This window comes from Mesorhizobium sp. M4B.F.Ca.ET.058.02.1.1, assembly GCF_003952505.1.
GTDB lineage: Bacteria > Pseudomonadota > Alphaproteobacteria > Rhizobiales > Rhizobiaceae > Mesorhizobium.
Window position 1 is genome coordinate 4238231 of sequence record NZ_CP034450.1, and the last position, 15339, is coordinate 4253569.

Consider the following 15339-nt stretch of genomic DNA (forward strand, 5'->3'; position numbering starts at 1 on the left):
CCATGCGCCGGGCTTTTTGTTTATGGAGCGGTGTCAAAGCCAATCGCTCGAAACGATCAGGTTCGATCCCGCTCTCAATAATGCGCGTAGCCGCTCAACGGGCATTTCTGGGAAATGGGAACCTGGAAGCTGCCGTCAATACCGCTGCAGTTACGGAATTTGGACGACCGCGGCGCCGGGGCCGCCTTCGACCTGCCCTTGGTGTCCATTTTGGTCGGCTGGTCGGAATGCGCGTAGCCGCTCACCGGGCATTTCTGGGAAGCGGGAACCTGGAAGGGGCCGTCAAATCCGCTGCAGGTACGGAACTTGGACGACCGTGGTGCCGTCGCCGCCTTCGACCTGCCCTTGCTGTCCATTTTGGTCGGTTGGTCGGAATGCGCGTAGCCGCTCACCGGGCATTGCTGGGAAATGGGAACCTGGAAGGGGCCGTCAAATCCGCTGCAGGTACGGAACTTGGACGTCGGCGCCGCCAGGGCCTGCGAGGACTGGCATCCGCCGAAGATGACTGCCGCTGAAAGCAAGAGAAAAAGACCGTTCTTCACTGTCGAAGTCCCTCCACTCCGCTGCCTTGCTTTCTGCCTATGGGGCAGGGTCAAAGCCCAATCACTCGCTCTCAACAATGCGCGTAGCCGCTCAACGGGCATTTCTGGGAAATGGGAACCTGGAAGCTGCCGTCAATACCGCTGCAGGTAAACAAGTTGGAGTTCCGCAGCGTTGGAGGAGCCGCCCTTGGCCTGCCCTCGATCATCGTCGGGACCCCGGTAGATTACGATTAGCCGCCGCCCAAGGGGCATTTCCGGGAAGCGGGAACCTCGAAGGTGCCGGTGAAAACATTTGAGCAGGTATGGAATTTGGGGTTCCGCGGCGCTGAGGTGGCCGCCTTCGACCTGGCGCTAATCTCCCTTTCGGACGGCTGCTCGAAATGCCCGTAGCCGCCTGGGGGGCATTTCCGGGAAGCTGGAACCTGGAAGATGCCGTCTCTCCCGGTGCAATTACGGAAGTTTGACGATCGCGGTGCCGGGGCTTGCGTGACCGCGGCCGGCTTTGGCTTGCCTTTGAGGACCATCCAGATTTCGGTCGGTTGGTCGAGCTGCAGGTTGTTTATATCGGAATAGGTGATCCGGCCGCTGCGCACGCCGGCAGCAAGGCGCTCGCAGAACAAGGCCGGCATGCGCTCCAGCGAGACGCCCATGAAACCGGCGATATCGTGCTTGAGCGTGATGTTCCAGGCGCGGGCTTCGGCGATGCAGCCGTCCAGATCCGGCTTTGGCTCACGCTTCGCGGCCTGCGCGGTCTGGCACGCCGCGAAAGCGACGGAAGTTGCCAGCAGAACAAAAATGCCTTTTTTCACTGTCAAAACCCCGTCAATCCCGCGGCGGAACTTAGATGAAGCTACCGAAAGGTCAAACGGGAAACGTCATTTGGTCGTTCTTATTTTGCTTATATTAGGAACGCAAAATAGAAAACCCGGCGTCTCCACCGGGTTTCTTGCGTCGTTTCGGCTTTCGCGGGATCGGCACAGCGCACGACGGCGCTATGTCAGCCCTTGCGCGTGCGCGCCGCGAGCGTCCTCAGCCGCAGCGCATTGAGGCGGATGAAGCCGGCGGCGTCCTTCTGGTCGTAGGCGCCACGGTCGTCCTCGAAGGTGACCAGCGCGTCGGAATAAAGCGTCTTCTTCGACTTGCGGCCGGTGACCATGACATTGCCCTTGTAGAGCTTCAGTCGCACCGTGCCCTCGACGTCCTCCTGGCTCTTATCGATCATCGCCTGCAGCATCAGCCGCTCGGGCGAGAACCAGAAGCCGTTGTAGATCAGCTCGGCATAGCGCGGCATGAACTCGTCCTTGAGGTGCGCGGCACCGCGGTCGAGCGTGATCGATTCGATGGCGCGGTGGGCGGCGATCAGGATGGTGCCGCCGGGCGTTTCGTAGACGCCGCGCGATTTCATGCCGACGAAGCGGTTCTCGACGAGGTCGAGCCGGCCGATGCCGTTGTCGCGACCGAGGTCGTTGAGGGCGGCCAGCATCGTCGCCGGCGACAGCTTCTTGCCATTCAGCGCAATCGGATCGCCCTTGAGGAACTCAATCTCGATCTCGGTGACCTTGTCCGGCGCGTCCATCGGCGAGACGGTGCGCTGGTGGACGAATTCCGGCGGCTCCGTCCACGGATCCTCCAGCACCTTGCCCTCCGAGGAGGAGTGCAGCAGGTTGGCGTCGACCGAGAACGGCGCGTCGCCGCGCTTGTCCTTCGGCACGGGAATCTGGTGCTGCTCGGCGAAGTTCAGCAGGTCGGTGCGCGACTTGAAGGACCAGTCGCGCCACGGCGCGATGACCTTAATGTCGGGGTTAAGCGCGTAAGCCGACAGCTCGAAACGGACCTGGTCGTTGCCCTTGCCGGTAGCGCCGTGAGCAATCGCGTCGGCGCCGGTTTCCTTGGCGATCTCGACGAGGTGCTTGGAGATCAGCGGCCGGGCGATCGAGGTGCCGAGCAGGTAGGTGCCTTCATAGACGGCATTGGCGCGGAACATCGGGAAGACGAAGTCGGCGACGAATTCCTCACGCACGTCGACGATGCGGATGTCCTTGATGCCCATCAGCTCGGCCTTGCGGCGCGCCGGCTCCAGCTCGCCGCCCTGGCCGAGGTCGGCGGTGAAGGTGACGACTTCGGCGCCGAGCTCGGTCTGCAGCCATTTCAGGATGATGGATGTGTCGAGGCCGCCTGAGTAGGCGAGCACGACTTTCTTCACGTTCTTGGTCTTGGACATTTTAGGCGGTTCCGCGGGGAAAGGTTTCGCGGGCGAGGTATCACGGCGTTTCCGGGCTGCGCAAGAGAGGAACGGTCTTTGATAGCCGAACGCTGGACCAGACGCCGCCGTCCGGCCGCTGGCCACGGTGACGCCGATGGTCGTATCTGTTCGGCGGCGTGTTCTCGGCCTTCGCGCTCAAGATCCTGACGGCCCAGGCGAAACAGGCTCGCTCTCGCGCCAGCTGCCGGCCCAGCGGCCGGCGGCGAGCCAGTAGAAAATACCGCCGACCATGCCGGAGCCAATTACCGCCAGTATGGCGCTGGTATCGGTGACGACGAAGTTGGGATCGCCGCTCTGGCGGACGAAACCGAGGAAGGCCGCGGCGACGCCGCCGCCGGCGATCGCATAGAACAGCCAGTCGCGCCGTCCGAGGACCTCGGCGGCGAGGATGACGACGGTCGCCGGCATGAAGGCGAAATAGGCGACGAACAGCGCCACGAAGGGGATCGAGAAATAGAGCGAGGCGGTCGCCGTCGGGTGAGCCTGGTCCGGCGTATAGCCGAGCGAGCCCAGGAACAGGATGTTGAGGAAGGCGCTGGCCGCCAGCGAGGCGGCGATGTAGCCGACAAGGATGACGGCGAAGCGGATGAGGTAGGCGATGAAGCGGCTCACGCCTCGCCGTGCCCCGCGATCATCATGGCTTCGAGCGCCAGCCGGTCCACCTTGCGCATGCGCTCCGACTCCGACTTGAGCTGGCCGCAGGCGGCGAGGATGTCGCGGCCGCGCGGTGTGCGGATCGGCGACGCATAGCCGGCATTGTTGATGTAGTCGGCAAACTTCTCGATCGTCTCCCAGTCCGAGCACTGGTAGTTGGTGCCCGGCCACGGGTTGAACGGGATCAAATTGATCTTGGCCGGAATGCCCTTGAGCAGCTTGACCAGCGCCTTGGCGTCGTCGAGGGAATCGTTGACGTCCTTCAGCATCACATATTCGAAGGTGATGCGCCTGGCATTGGAGAGGCCGGGATAGGCCCGGCAGGCGGCGATCAGCTCCTTCAACGGGAACTTCTTGTTGATCGGCACGAGCAGGTCGCGCAGGTCGTCATTGGTGGCGTGCAGCGAGATCGCCAGCATGACGCCGATCTCCTCGCCGGTGCGGAAGATTTCCGGCACGACGCCGGAGGTCGAGAGCGTAATGCGGCGCTTGGACAGTGACAGGCCGTCGCCGTCGGAGGCGATCAGCAGCGCCTTCTTCACTGCCTCGAAATTGTAGAGCGGCTCGCCCATGCCCATCATGACGATGTTGGACACCTTGCGGCCCTCGGCCGGCACGATGGCGCCGTCCGGCGTGTCGCGGTCGGGGAAGTCGCCGAGCCGGTCGCGGGCGGTGAGCAGCTGCGCCAGGATCTCTTCGGTGGTCAGGTTGCGCACGAGCTTCTGCGTGCCGGTGTGGCAGAACGAGCAGGTCAGCGTGCAGCCGACCTGCGAGGAGATGCAGAGCGTGCCGCGGCCTTCCTCGGGGATATAGACGGTCTCGATCTCGACCGGGCGGCCGGCGCCGCGCGGCGGAAAGCGGAACAGCCATTTGCGGGTGCCGTCGGCGGAGATCTGCTCCTCGACGATCTCGGGCCGCGCGACGGTGAAATGCCTGTCGAGTTCGGCGCGCAGATCCTTGGAGATGTTGAACATGCCGGAAAAGTCGGAGACGCCGCGCACATACATCCAGTGCCAGAGCTGCTGGGCGCGCATTTTGGCTTGGCGCTCCGGCACGATGCCGGCCTCGACCAGGGCGGCGCCGAGCTCGGCCCGGGTGAGGCCGATCAGCGTCGGCTTTTCGGCCGGCGCGGCGCGGGCACGCAAGGCGTCGCGCGCGCCTTCGGCGGTAAGATCAAGTGAAAGGGTCATGGTTGCGCCAATATAAGCGGTTTGCGGCCGATTTCAGCATCGTGCCCGAAATGAAGCGCGGCGCATAGCACAGGTTCGGAGCGGAGTCATGCGGGGCGGGCGCGACCTTGCCAGTCGTGTCATCATTCGCTCGACCGCCGCGAGGCGGCGCCGCATCCCTCGCACTGCGCAAATCGATCACATATTCGTGTTGGCGTAACGACCCAAGGCGCCTTCGCGAACCCTGAAAGGGGCAACTGTGCCCCTGCAAAATGGGAGTATGCGGAATGCACTCGATCAAGCTTATTGTCATCGCTGGCCTCCTCGGCCTTTCCGCGACACAGGCATTTGCCGAAGACACGATGGGAACGATGACCATGATGAAGGCCGGCCAGGTAACGGCGATCACGCCCGACGGCCATATGGGCACGATGATGCCGGACGCCAAGATGAGCGCCGAGATGATGAAGATGGCGAAGCCAATCAAGCACTGCATGATGATGATGACAGACGCCAAGGGCAAAACCTACATGATCGACACCTCGACCAAGAAGGCCCAGGCCGAGTGTGAAAAAATGGCGATGTGAACATCGCCAAGCACGCACGCCGACCTTCCCGCCGGCCGGCACGCCGGCGGGTATTCCGATCACATCTGCTTGAACCCCGTTCCGAGACGTTGCCGGCATAGCGTCGGACTCGCCGCGCGGGTTGATCGGCTCCGTCATTGTGCTAGGCCGGGCCTATCACCACGAGGCTCGTCATGGCCGGCATATCCCGAAAATACCGCTTGCTGCGGCGTTCGCACGCCATGTGGGTGTCGCGGCGCGTCTGGCAGCCGCGTCTCGTCTTCTGGGCCGGCGCCGTCTCGATCGGCCTGATCAGCGTCCTGTTCGCGCTGCTTGCCGACCGAGCCGCCGGCCTGTTGTCGATGGTGTCGGGCATTCCGGGCGGTCTCTTCGCACCGTCGCTGGCGGTGGGCGCGGGGCTGGGCAGCACCCTCGGCCTGGTCTTCGGCACCGCCACCGGCACGGCGGCGCTGCTCGGCATGGCCGGTTATTTCGCCGGCGTCGTGCAGGCGCCGATGACGGCCTTCGTCATCATCCTCGAAATGACCGGCAACCACGACAATGTCATCGCGCTGATGTGCGCGGCGATGCTGGGCTACGGCACGGCGAGGCTGATCTCCAACGAGCCGCTCTATCATGCGCTGTCGCGCGTCTTCATCGCCGAGGCGATCCGGCGGCGCAGAGCGGAGACGATGCCCGCGCCGGGCTGAGCTATCGTTCTTCCGCTTTCACTTGCGGGAGGCGGACCTCGCTGTTGCGCCAGAGCGCCAGGTCTCCCTGGCTTTCAATGTCGCCGCGCGCGTCGAGAGCTTCCAGTCGCCCGGCGATATCGTCCCAGGAAACCTGGACGCCCGCCTTGCGAAGCGCCTGTTCGGTTTTCGCGAGGACCATGGCCGTCTTCTGCCAGCGGTCCATCACCATTTGCATGATGGCGCGGTCGATCTCGCTGTCCGCCGTCAAGGGGGGCCTCAGCCTACTTGCACTTGGCGATCGAGGCCAGCGCGGCCGAAATGCCCTTCAGCGAGAACACATAGGAGGTGGGGTTGCCGCGACCGGACTTGGCCTGCACCTTCATGTCGGTGCCGGTCTTCATGGCGGCGATCAGCACCGGTTCTTCCGCCGCGTTCTCGACCCAGGCCGACTTGCCGCGCGTGAACATCGAGAAGGTCTTCTTGTCGATGGTGACGGTGGCCTTGGAGCCTTCCTGGAAATTGTAGCCGGCGATGAATTGCGGCTCGTAGGACACCTGCTGGCCCGGCCGCTGGCTGACGAAGAAGAACATGTCGCCGTGGTCGAGCGTCGCCGGCTGCTTGTCGGTCGGCACGGTGAGCACGTAGCAGACCTTGCCGCCGGATGCCTGGTAGCTGTAGGTGCCCCAGGCATTGTGCTGGCCGATCTTGGTCGCCGACTGTGCCAGCGCCGGCGCCGCCAGGGCCACCAGGACCAGGCTGGAAACTGTAGCAATCAATCCGCGCATCGTTTTTCCCGTATTCCAAATGGTGCGGCGGCAGGCCGCTGCGGCGTCCTGCCCGTCGCTTCATTTTGATTTAATCAGGGTTACCAAACGGTGAATTTTCCTCAAGAAAAGGACCCTCACCCCAGGAAACCGCCGCCATTCCCGCGCCGCCGCTCGAAAGCGGCCGGCGCGTTGTCCCTGCGCCGACTTGGAGGCCACGAAAACGGCAAGAGTTTGACTTTTCAAACAAGCGCTTGCGCCGGTTCCGGATCAGCTCTTGTCGGCGATCGCGTCCCTGGCGGCTTGCCTGTGCGCGGGCGTGATGTGGGCGCTAACGGCGGTAATCGCGGCTGTCAGCACGGCGATGTCGTCGGTGAAGCCGAGGCCGAAGATGACATCGGGGATGAAATCGATCGGCAGCACGAAATAGCCGAGCGCCGCCAGCAGGATACCCTTGGCGCGCAGTGGCGTATCCTTGTCCATGGCGCAGTAATAGGCGGCGACCACCTCTTCCATGAACGGGATCTGGCGGGCGGCCTTCTTGGCCGTGCGCCAGAATTTTTCGCGCACCTCGCTCTCGCCGGCGAGCTTGTCGCCAAAGCCGAAGAAATCAAAACCGGGTTGCCGCGCCATCTGCTTCTCCTTGGCGCCGCGCGCTTGGTTGGGTGCGCGGCCGCCGGGGGAAAATGTGGTGAAAGCGCCGCCCCATCACAAGAGTTCAGCCGCCGAAATAGCGGTTCATCTTCTTTGCCAGTTCGATGTCGAGCGCCGTGACACCGCCTGCGTCATGGGTGTTCAGCGTCACATCCACGGTCTTGTAGACATTCGACCAGTCGGGGTGATGGTCCATCTTCTCCGCCGCCAGCGCGACGCGGGTCATGAAGGCGAAGGCTTCGGAAAAGTTCTTGAAGACGAAGCTGCGTTTTATAGAAGCGCCGTCCTCGGCCAGCAACCAGCCGCGGAGTTCCGCCAGCGCGGCAAGGATGGCGTCCTTGCCCAGTTTTTCTCTCGTCATGTCTGTTTCCCGTGCTATTTCGAATTTTGACCCTCACCATAATGCATGTCGCCCAAAAGTGCGCCGCGGTTTTGGGACAATGACATGCACAAAAACGGCGCCGGATCGATGAGCGCGAAGCCCATAACATCCATCCTGTTCGTCTGCCTCGGCAATATATGCCGCTCGCCTCTCGCCGAAGGCGTGTTGCGCGCCGTGCTGGCCGAGCGCGGGCTGGGCCGAACCGTCATGCTCGATTCGGCCGCGACCAGCGGCTGGGAGGTCGGCTCCGCTCCCGATCCGCGTTCGATTTCGATCGCGGCGCATCATGGCATCGACATTTCCGGGCAAAGGGCACGCAGGGTGGCGCCGGAGGATTTTGCCCGCTTCGACGTGATCCTCGGCATGGACCGGGCGAACGTCCGCGACCTCAAGGCAATCGCGCCGGCCGCGATGCGCGAGCGCATCCACCTGTTCCTGGAGTTTGCCGACGCCGGCGCGGGCGAGGTGCCGGACCCTTATTATGACGGGCCGGACGCGTTCGCCGAGGTCTATCGCATGATCCGCGAGGCGTCGGAGGCGCTGGCCAATCGACTGGCCGCGCGCGTGTCAGCGCCCGAGAGCGGCCAGGCTTCCTCGACGATATAGGGACCGCCGCCGACTGAATCTCGTGACGACATCAAAACGAAGCGGCCGACGCGGAAGGGCAGCGCCGAGAAATTACCGCGCGCCGAAAGATATTGCGCCACGTCGAGTGGGCTCGAATTGCGCAACCGTGCCAGCGTCACATGCGGCATGAACTTGCGCGGATCGGCCGGCAGGCCGAGCCGCTGGCAGATGCGGTCGATCTCGCCCTGCAGGGCAGTCAGATCCGGCGAGGCGGCGACGCCGGCCCACACCGCGTGCGGCTTCTTCTGGCCGAAGGCACCGACACCGGAGAGCGTCAGCGGGAAGGACGGGCGGTGGACGCGGTCGAGCGCGTTGGCGATCTCGTCGGCGACATGGCCCTCGACATCGCCGATGAAGCGCAGCGTCAGATGGTAGTTTTCGACATCGATCCAGCGGGCTCCGGGCAGGCCGCCCCGGAGCAGGGACAGCGAAAGAGCGGCGTCACGAGGAATTTCGAGGGCGGTGAAAAGACGCGGCATGGCAAGCCTCCTGTCCTCGAATCGAAACTCACGCCCCTAGCGAATCATCGATATCCAAGCGGGGCAAGCGGTTTGTTGACCTCGCGGTTTCCCCAACGGCAAGCGTGACTTTCCTGCCTCACGACCCGCCGCCACCCGCGGCAATCGACTTTTCCACCGTCGGCAGTATGCCTTCGACCATCCTGTCGACGCCGCTGGCGTTGGGGTGCAGGCCGTCTTCGAGCTGCAGGGCGGGCACGCCGGCGACGCCGTCAAGGAAGAACGGATAGAGCGGAACGCCGTATTTTTCGGCGAGCTTCGGATAGATGGAGTCGAAGGCATTCTGGTAGTCGGTGCCGAGATTGGGGGCGGCGCGCATGCCGGCCAGGAGCACGGCGATCTTGCGCGCCTTGAGTTTTGCCAGCATCTCGTCGAGGTTCTTCTCAGGAATTGCGGGCGCGACGCCGCGCAGCATGTCGTTGGCGCCGAGCTCGAGGATGACGAGCCGCGTGCCGTCCGGCACCGACCAGTCGAGCCGCGCCAGGCCGCCGCTCGACGTGTCGCCGGAAACACCGGCATTGGCGACGCTGACGTCAAGACCCTTGGCGCGAAGCGCCGCCTGCAGCCTGTCGGTGAAACCTTCGCCTGGCCCGAGGTTGAACCCCGCCATCAGGCTGTCGCCGAAACCGACCATCCTGAAGGTCTCGGCGCCTGCCGCCGACATGGCGCCGCCGATCGTTACGAAAACAACGAAGGCTGCTGCAAGAGTGTGTTTGAAAGCCATGCGGCAGGCCCCATATGAGCGGAAATGGTCTTCAGGCGAAGCCGGGTTCCTCGTTGAGCATCGGATTCCCCCGGTCTCCACTTTGGCTCCGATGCTTAGCCCTCATCTATCCATATAGGACGCTTTCATTGTGACAGAAGCCGTCATCGTGCTGAAAGACGTATCGCTGACGCTCGGTGAAGGCGCGTCCTCCGTGCATGTGCTGAAGGGCGTCAGCCTCGATGTCGCCGCCGGCGAGGCGACCGGCATCGTCGGCCCATCGGGCTCCGGCAAGTCGACGCTGCTGATGGTCCTGGCCGGCCTGGAAAGGGTCGATTCGGGAACGGTCCGAATCGCCGGCGAATTGCTCGATGGCAAAAGCGAGGATCAGATTGCATCGTTTCGGGGACGAAACATCGGCATCGTCTTCCAGTCCTTCCACCTCATCCCCAACATGACGGCCCTCGAGAACGTCGCCGTGCCCCTAGAGCTCGCCGGCCATGCCGACCCGTTCAGCGTCGCCGCGCACGAGCTGGCGGCGGTCGGCCTCAGCGACCGCGTGACCCATTATCCCGGCGAACTGTCGGGCGGCGAGCAGCAGCGCGTTGCGATTGCCCGCGCGCTGGCGCCCTCGCCGCGCATCCTGATCGCCGACGAGCCGACCGGCAATCTCGACCAGGCGACGGGACGGCAGATCGCCGACCTTCTGTTCGCGAAGGCTGCCGAGCGCGGCATGACGCTGGTGCTGGTCACGCATGATCCGGCACTCGCGGCGCGCTGTTCGCGCCAGGTGTCGATGCACTCGGGACGGATCGAGGACGCGCCGAAACCGTTGAAGGTTTCGGCCTGATGCCCCTGTCGCGGACGTTGAAGCTCGCGGTCCGCTTCTCGCTGCGCGAGATGCGCGGAGGCCTGTCCGGCTTCCTCATCTTCCTCGCCTGCATCGCGCTCGGCGTCGCCGCTATCGGCGGCGTCAATTCGGTGGCGCAGGCGATCACCGCTGGGGTCGCCAACCAGGGCCAGACGCTGCTTGGCGGTGACCTGCGCTTTCAACTCAACCAGCGCGGCACGACGCCGGCCGAGCGCGGCTTCCTTGATCGGCTGGGAACGATTTCGCACAGCGCCAGCATGCGCTCGATGGCGCGGCTGGAGGACGGCTCGGACCAGGCGCTGGTCGAGGCCAAGGCGGTCGACGAGGCCTATCCGCTCTACGGGGCGCTGGCGACCGAGCCGGCGCTGCCGCGCGAGGCGCTGTTCGCCGAGAGGTCCGGCGTCTTCGGCGCCGCGGCACCCGAGCTTTTGTTCGACCGGCTGAACCTCAAGCTTGGCGACCGGGTGAAGCTTGGCGCTGCGACGTTCGAGCTGCGCGCGCGGCTGGTGGGCGAACCGGATGCGGTGTCCGACGGGTTCGGCTTTGCGCCGCGGCTGCTGGTATCGACCGAAGGCCTTGCCGCCTCAGGCCTGGTCCAGCCGGGCAGCCTGGTCGAGAACGCCTACAAAATCCGCTTGCCCGCCGGCGCCAGCGAGACCGACCTCAAGGCGATCCAGGACCAGGCGGCAAAGACGTTTCCGGAGGCTGGCTGGTCGATCCGCACGCGCAGCAACGCGGCACCGGCGCTCTCCTCCAATATCGAGCGCTTCTCGCAATTTTTGACGCTGGTCGGGCTGACGGCGCTGGTGGTCGGCGGCGTCGGCGTGGCGAACGCCGTGCGCGCCTATCTCGACGGCAAGCGCGGCGTCATCGCCACCTTCAAGAGCCTCGGCGCTTCGGGTGGCTTCGTCTTCACCGTCTATCTGGTGCAGATCCTGCTGATCGCCGGCCTCGGCATCGTCGCCGGGCTGATCCTCGGCGCCGCTATGCCGTTCGCGGCGAGCGCAGCCCTGCAGTCGGTCATCCCGGTGCCGGCGGAAGGCGGCTTCTACCCCGGCGCGCTTGCCATGGCGGCGCTGTTCGGCCTGCTGGTGACACTGGCCTTCGCGCTGCTGCCACTGGGGCGCGCCCGCGACGTGCCGGCAACGGCGCTGTTTCGCGAGATGGGTTTTGAGAGCCGCGGTTTTCCGCGCCTGCCTTATGTGGCAGCGGCAGTCGGCATCGCGCTCGTCCTGGCGGCGCTGGCCATCCTGTTTTCCGGCGACCGCCGCATCGCCTCGATCTTCGTCGGCGCCACGGTCTTTGCCTTCCTTGTACTGCGCCTGGTCGGCGCGCTGGTGCAGTGGGCGGCCAGCAGGAGCCCGCGTGTCCGTTCCGTCGCGCTCAGGCTGGCGCTGGGCAACATCCACCGGCCGGGCGCCCTGACGCCGTCCGTGGTGCTGTCGCTCGGCCTCGGGCTGACGCTTTTGGTGACACTGGCGCTGATCGACGGCAATCTGAGGCGCCAGATCTCCGGCAGCCTGCCGGAACGGGCGCCGAATTTCTTCTTCGTCGATATCCAGAGCAGCGATGTCGATGCGTTCTCGGCGCTGATCGGCAAGGAGGCTCCGCGGGGGACGCTGGCCAAGGTGCCGATGCTGCGCGGGCGGGTGATGGCACTGAACGGCGTCGACGTCGGCAAGGTGAGCGTGCCGGCGGAGGGCGCGTGGGTGCTGCGCGGCGACCGCGGCCTGACCTATGATGCGAAGATGCCTGCCAACGCGACGCTGACGCAAGGAACCTGGTGGCCGGAGGACTATGCCGGCGAGCCGCTGGTGTCGTTCTCGGCCGAGGAGGGACGGCAGATCGGGCTGAAGCTCGGCGACACCGTCACCGTCAATGTGCTGGGACGCAACGTGACGGCCAGGATCGCCAATTTCCGCCAGGTCGAATGGGAGACGATGGGCATCAACTTCGTCATGGTGTTTTCGCCCAACACCTTCGCCGGCGCGCCGCATGGCTGGCTGGCGACGCTGACCGACAAGGACGCCACCATCGCCGACGATGCCCGGCTGCTCAACGCGGTGACGCGTGCGTTCCCTTCGGTGACGACGGTCCGGGTCAAGGACGCGCTCGATATCGTCAACCGGCTGGTGGGCCAGCTCGGCACGGCGATCCGCGCCGCCGCCGGCGTGGCGCTGATCGCTTCTGTGCTGGTGCTTGCCGGCGCGCTCGCCGCCGGCAACCGGGCGCGCATCCATGACGCGGTGGTGCTGAAGACGCTGGGTGCGACGCGCAGGACGCTGATCACAGCCTTCTCGCTGGAGTATGTGCTGATCGGCCTTGCCACCGCGGTCTTCGCGCTGGCGGCTGGCGGAGTGGCGGCCTGGTTCGTGGTCGCGCATATCATGACGCTGCCATCGCATTTCATGCCGGAAGTGGCGGTGGCGACGATCCTGTTTGCGCTGCTCGTCACGGTCGGCATCGGCCTTGCCGGAACCTGGCGGGTGCTTGGCCACAAGGCGGCGCCGGTGCTGCGCAATCTCTGATTTGCCGCGCTGACACCGCCCGACTCGGATTAAATCTTGGTAAGAATGACCGCATAAAGGCCGGCAAAGCAGCTTTTTGCCCTCTCACGAACCGTTACAGCCGGTTACGGTCTTGTCCTTGACGCGAAGAACCATCATATTCCGCGCAGGCATGCTGGAGCCCCTGCCAGCGGCGCCTGGGCCCGAAATGGCCTGACACCGGACGGGGCAGAAGCAACAGAGGAATTCCAATGGCTGATCCCATTCGCAACTACCAGACGCGCGCCGTGCCCGGCGCCCGTGTCGATGCCGACATCGACCAGGGCCTGCGCGCCTATATGATCAAGGTCTACAATCTGATGGGGCTTGGCCTGCTCATCACAGGCCTTGCCGCTATCGGCACGATCATGCTGGCCACCACCACGGACCCGGCCTCGGCGGTCGCCACGCTGCCGAGCGGCGAGATGCTGACCTCGTTCGGCTATGCCATCTTCGGCTCGCCGCTGCGCTGGCTGGTCATTCTCGCCCCGCTCGCCGCCGTGCTGTTCCTGTCGTTCCGCGTCCAGTCGATGAGCGTTTCGGCGGCGCAGACCACGTTCTGGGTCTATGCCGGTCTCGTCGGCCTGTCGCTGTCGTCGATCTTTTTGGTCTACACGACGGCCAGCATCTCGCAGACCTTCTTCGCCACGGCCGCCGCCTTCGGCGCGCTGTCGCTCTATGGCTATACGACCAAGCGCGACCTGACCGCAGTCGGCTCGTTCCTGATCATGGGGCTGTTCGGCCTGATCGTCGCCATGGTGATCAATATCTTCCTGCAGTCCTCGGCGCTGTCGTTCGCGGTTTCGGCGATCGGCGTGCTGATCTTCGCCGGCCTGACCGCCTATGACACGCAGAAGATCAAGGAGATGTATTTCGAGGGCGACGCCACCGACGTCGCCGGCCGCAAGGCCATCATGGGCGCGCTGACGCTTTATCTCGACTTCATCAACCTGTTCATGTTCCTGTTGCAGTTCATGGGCGACCGCCGCTGATCGGCACTGGACCACTGAGTTCACGAAGGGCGGCCCAACGGCCGCCCTTTTCTTTTGTCCGAGCCTTTGCTGTTATGGGAGGCAGATGAACAGTTTGCATAAATTATGAGCAGCATCGCGATCAGAGCCGCAACGACGGCAAACCTCAACCGAATCACGGAAATTTACGCCGATGCAGTGACGCATGGCACCGCAAGCTATGAGCTGGAGCCGCCCAGCCGCGCCGAGATGGGCAGCCGATTCGACAGCCTGGCGGCGGGCGGCTTCCCCTATCTGGTGGCTGAAAGGGATGGCGTCGTGCTCGGCTATGCCTATGCCGGCCCGTTCCGGCCACGCCCTGCCTATCGTTTCGTTGTCGAGGATTCGGTCTATGTCGCGCCCGAGGCCAAGGGCCAGGGTGTCGGGCGTCTGCTGATGCAAGGGCTGATCGAGGCGGCCGAGGCGGCGGGCTTTCGTCAGATCATCGCCGTCATCGGCGACGGCCACGCCGACAGTGCCTCCGTGCGGCTGCACGAGAAGCTCGGCTTCCGCCATTCCGGCCGCCTCGAGGGCTCCGGCTACAAGCACGGACGCTGGCTGGACACGGTGTTCATGCAACTGTCGCTGAATGGCGGGGCAGGACTTTCGCCGGATCCGGATTCGTGGCCGGAGCGGAGGTTCCGTGATGGACTAAGGGGGAAATGAGGAACCGGGGAATTGGAGAACTGAAGAACAAAAGGAAGACGGCGGTTACATCAGGCCCTGAGTGCCTTCTTCCCTAATTCCTCAATTCCTCAATTCTTCAGTTCCTCATTTCTCCAGTTCTCCAGTTCTCCAGTTCTCCAGTTCCTCTTCGACTTCCCAGCTCAGGCCTCGATAACCTTCAGCTTGGGATCGAAGACGCCGAGCACGCGGCCGAGCTCCTGGCCGCGCTTCAGGATACGGCCGCCGGCGGCGATGACAGAGAATGCGCCCTGGCGGCGCGCCAGCTTCGGGTCCTTGACGATCTGGAACAGCGGCACCTCGCTGGCGCGGCGGAAGACGGAAAAGACGGCCCGGTCGGAGAGATGGTCAATGGCATAGTCGCGCCATTCATTGGCGGCGACCATGCGTCCGTAGAGCCTGAGGATCTGGTCGAGTTCTCGCCGGTCGAAGCGCACCGGCTGGTCGAGGCGCTCGCGTCGGGCCTCATGCAGCGGGATCAATATTGCGGATGCGTCCCCATCCTCCGTCCCACTGCCACCGCGATCGGTCATGCCTCGATCCTTCGAATGAATCTTCGCCCTCAGAAGTTGGCCCGTTCGCCGTGGAATTGCAAGACCCGGCTAAGCATGCCGGAGCCGCGCTGTTTCCGGAACGTCCAGTCACGTTTGCGAACCGCGTGTTGGAATTGGTGATGCTCTGACACATTGTCGCC

Annotated in this window: 18 protein-coding genes and 1 pseudogene; 7 read left to right on the forward strand and 12 right to left on the reverse strand. The window is 64.4% G+C overall.

Annotated elements, in window-relative coordinates:
- Positions 1 to 74 precede the first annotated feature (74 nt).
- The 5 genes from EJ073_RS20755 to rlmN all read right to left on the reverse strand — a co-directional run bounded on the left by EJ073_RS20755 (position 75) and on the right by rlmN (position 4649).
- Complete coding sequence (locus EJ073_RS20755) at positions 75 to 542, reverse strand: hypothetical protein (protein ID WP_126057413.1); 468 nt, start codon at positions 540 to 542, stop codon at positions 75 to 77.
- 230 nt (positions 543 to 772) lie between these two features.
- Entirely contained in the window at positions 773 to 1351 is a 579-nt protein-coding gene (locus tag EJ073_RS20760; RefSeq protein WP_245455302.1) for a hypothetical protein, read from the reverse strand.
- 188 nt (positions 1352 to 1539) lie between these two features.
- Entirely contained in the window at positions 1540 to 2763 is a 1224-nt protein-coding gene (locus EJ073_RS20765) for an argininosuccinate synthase (protein WP_126057414.1), read from the reverse strand.
- Positions 2764 to 2940: 177 nt separating this feature from the next.
- On the reverse strand, positions 2941 to 3417 hold the full coding sequence (locus EJ073_RS20770) for a hypothetical protein (RefSeq protein ID WP_126057415.1): 477 nt from the start codon (positions 3415 to 3417) through the stop codon (positions 2941 to 2943).
- Complete coding sequence (gene rlmN / locus EJ073_RS20775) at positions 3414 to 4649, reverse strand: 23S rRNA (adenine(2503)-C(2))-methyltransferase RlmN (RefSeq protein ID WP_126057416.1); 1236 nt, start codon at positions 4647 to 4649, stop codon at positions 3414 to 3416. The genes EJ073_RS20770 and rlmN overlap by 4 nt, the downstream gene beginning before the upstream one ends.
- Before the next feature lie 266 nt (positions 4650 to 4915).
- On the opposite strand from rlmN, the gene EJ073_RS20780 reads away from it, so the two are divergent.
- The gene (locus EJ073_RS20780) at positions 4916 to 5215 is read left to right on the forward strand and encodes a hypothetical protein (RefSeq protein WP_126057417.1); all 300 of its coding nucleotides are present in this window, start codon (positions 4916 to 4918) and stop codon (positions 5213 to 5215) included.
- 329 nt (positions 5216 to 5544) lie between these two features.
- Positions 5545 to 5904 (forward strand): annotated as a pseudogene (locus EJ073_RS20785) (chloride channel protein); the annotation flags it as partial.
- A gap of 1 nt (position 5905) precedes the next feature.
- Here the strand turns inward: EJ073_RS20785 and EJ073_RS20790 are convergent.
- The 4 genes from EJ073_RS20790 to EJ073_RS20805 form a co-directional block, all read right to left on the reverse strand.
- Positions 5906 to 6154, reverse strand: coding sequence for a hypothetical protein (locus tag EJ073_RS20790; protein WP_126057418.1), 249 nt, complete (start codon positions 6152 to 6154; stop codon positions 5906 to 5908).
- A gap of 13 nt (positions 6155 to 6167) precedes the next feature.
- The gene (locus EJ073_RS20795; RefSeq protein WP_126057419.1) at positions 6168 to 6671 is read right to left on the reverse strand and encodes an invasion associated locus B family protein; all 504 of its coding nucleotides are present in this window, start codon (positions 6669 to 6671) and stop codon (positions 6168 to 6170) included.
- Between the two features lie 249 nt (positions 6672 to 6920).
- Complete coding sequence (locus EJ073_RS20800) at positions 6921 to 7283, reverse strand: YkvA family protein (RefSeq protein ID WP_126057420.1); 363 nt, start codon at positions 7281 to 7283, stop codon at positions 6921 to 6923.
- Positions 7284 to 7368: 85 nt separating this feature from the next.
- Positions 7369 to 7665 (reverse strand): 4a-hydroxytetrahydrobiopterin dehydratase, encoded by a 297-nt coding sequence (locus EJ073_RS20805; RefSeq protein WP_126057421.1) that lies wholly within the window; start codon positions 7663 to 7665, stop codon positions 7369 to 7371.
- Positions 7666 to 7773: 108 nt separating this feature from the next.
- Here EJ073_RS20805 and EJ073_RS20810 point away from each other — a divergent pair, with 108 nt between their 5' ends.
- The gene (locus tag EJ073_RS20810; protein WP_126057422.1) at positions 7774 to 8292 is read left to right on the forward strand and encodes a low molecular weight protein-tyrosine-phosphatase; all 519 of its coding nucleotides are present in this window, start codon (positions 7774 to 7776) and stop codon (positions 8290 to 8292) included.
- Here the strand turns inward: EJ073_RS20810 and thpR are convergent.
- Complete coding sequence (thpR, locus tag EJ073_RS20815; RefSeq protein WP_126057423.1) at positions 8196 to 8792, reverse strand: RNA 2',3'-cyclic phosphodiesterase; 597 nt, start codon at positions 8790 to 8792, stop codon at positions 8196 to 8198. The two genes, EJ073_RS20810 and thpR, sit on opposite strands and share 97 nt — an antisense overlap.
- 118 nt (positions 8793 to 8910) lie before the next feature.
- Positions 8911 to 9555 carry an arylesterase gene (locus tag EJ073_RS20820; RefSeq protein ID WP_126057424.1) on the reverse strand — a complete coding sequence of 215 codons (645 nt, stop codon included), beginning with the start codon at positions 9553 to 9555 and terminating at the stop codon, positions 8911 to 8913.
- A 130-nt stretch (positions 9556 to 9685) separates the two neighbouring features.
- On the opposite strand from EJ073_RS20820, the gene EJ073_RS20825 reads away from it, so the two are divergent.
- From EJ073_RS20825 to EJ073_RS20840, 4 genes are all read left to right on the forward strand, one after another.
- Positions 9686 to 10384 carry an ABC transporter ATP-binding protein gene (locus tag EJ073_RS20825; RefSeq protein WP_126057425.1) on the forward strand — a complete coding sequence of 233 codons (699 nt, stop codon included), beginning with the start codon at positions 9686 to 9688 and terminating at the stop codon, positions 10382 to 10384.
- Positions 10384 to 12933: an ABC transporter permease gene (locus EJ073_RS20830; RefSeq protein ID WP_126057426.1), complete on the forward strand. Its 2550-nt coding sequence runs from the start codon at positions 10384 to 10386 to the stop codon at positions 12931 to 12933. Before EJ073_RS20825 ends, EJ073_RS20830 begins: the two co-directional genes overlap by 1 nt.
- Positions 12934 to 13163: 230 nt before the next feature.
- Positions 13164 to 13943 (forward strand): Bax inhibitor-1/YccA family protein, encoded by a 780-nt coding sequence (locus EJ073_RS20835; protein ID WP_126057427.1) that lies wholly within the window; start codon positions 13164 to 13166, stop codon positions 13941 to 13943.
- 105 nt (positions 13944 to 14048) lie between these two features.
- Positions 14049 to 14627: a GNAT family N-acetyltransferase gene (locus EJ073_RS20840; RefSeq protein WP_126057428.1), complete on the forward strand. Its 579-nt coding sequence runs from the start codon at positions 14049 to 14051 to the stop codon at positions 14625 to 14627.
- A 161-nt stretch (positions 14628 to 14788) separates the two neighbouring features.
- Here the strand turns inward: EJ073_RS20840 and EJ073_RS20845 are convergent, their stop codons facing one another.
- Complete coding sequence (locus EJ073_RS20845) at positions 14789 to 15178, reverse strand: DUF2794 domain-containing protein (protein ID WP_126057429.1); 390 nt, start codon at positions 15176 to 15178, stop codon at positions 14789 to 14791.
- Between the last annotated feature and the right edge of the window lie 161 nt (positions 15179 to 15339).

Excerpts from the sequence above, each read along its gene's own strand:
- EJ073_RS20765 (WP_126057414.1), bottom strand. The coding sequence starts at position 2,763 with ATGTCCAAGACCAAGAACGTGAAGAAAGTCGTGCTCGCCTACTCAGGC.
- rlmN (WP_126057416.1), bottom strand. The coding sequence starts at position 4,649 with ATGACCCTTTCACTTGATCTTACCGCCGAAGGCGCGCGCGACGCCTTG.
- EJ073_RS20780 (WP_126057417.1), top strand. The coding sequence starts at position 4,916 with ATGCACTCGATCAAGCTTATTGTCATCGCTGGCCTCCTCGGCCTTTCC.
- EJ073_RS20795 (WP_126057419.1), bottom strand. The coding sequence starts at position 6,671 with ATGCGCGGATTGATTGCTACAGTTTCCAGCCTGGTCCTGGTGGCCCTG.
- EJ073_RS20800 (WP_126057420.1), bottom strand. The coding sequence starts at position 7,283 with ATGGCGCGGCAACCCGGTTTTGATTTCTTCGGCTTTGGCGACAAGCTC.
- EJ073_RS20805 (WP_126057421.1), bottom strand. The coding sequence starts at position 7,665 with ATGACGAGAGAAAAACTGGGCAAGGACGCCATCCTTGCCGCGCTGGCG.
- EJ073_RS20810 (WP_126057422.1), top strand. The coding sequence starts at position 7,774 with ATGAGCGCGAAGCCCATAACATCCATCCTGTTCGTCTGCCTCGGCAAT.
- thpR (WP_126057423.1), bottom strand. The coding sequence starts at position 8,792 with ATGCCGCGTCTTTTCACCGCCCTCGAAATTCCTCGTGACGCCGCTCTT.
- EJ073_RS20820 (WP_126057424.1), bottom strand. The coding sequence starts at position 9,555 with ATGGCTTTCAAACACACTCTTGCAGCAGCCTTCGTTGTTTTCGTAACG.
- EJ073_RS20830 (WP_126057426.1), top strand. The coding sequence starts at position 10,384 with ATGCCCCTGTCGCGGACGTTGAAGCTCGCGGTCCGCTTCTCGCTGCGC.
- EJ073_RS20835 (WP_126057427.1), top strand. The coding sequence starts at position 13,164 with ATGGCTGATCCCATTCGCAACTACCAGACGCGCGCCGTGCCCGGCGCC.
- EJ073_RS20840 (WP_126057428.1), top strand. The coding sequence starts at position 14,049 with ATGAGCAGCATCGCGATCAGAGCCGCAACGACGGCAAACCTCAACCGA.
- EJ073_RS20845 (WP_126057429.1), bottom strand. The coding sequence starts at position 15,178 with ATGACCGATCGCGGTGGCAGTGGGACGGAGGATGGGGACGCATCCGCA.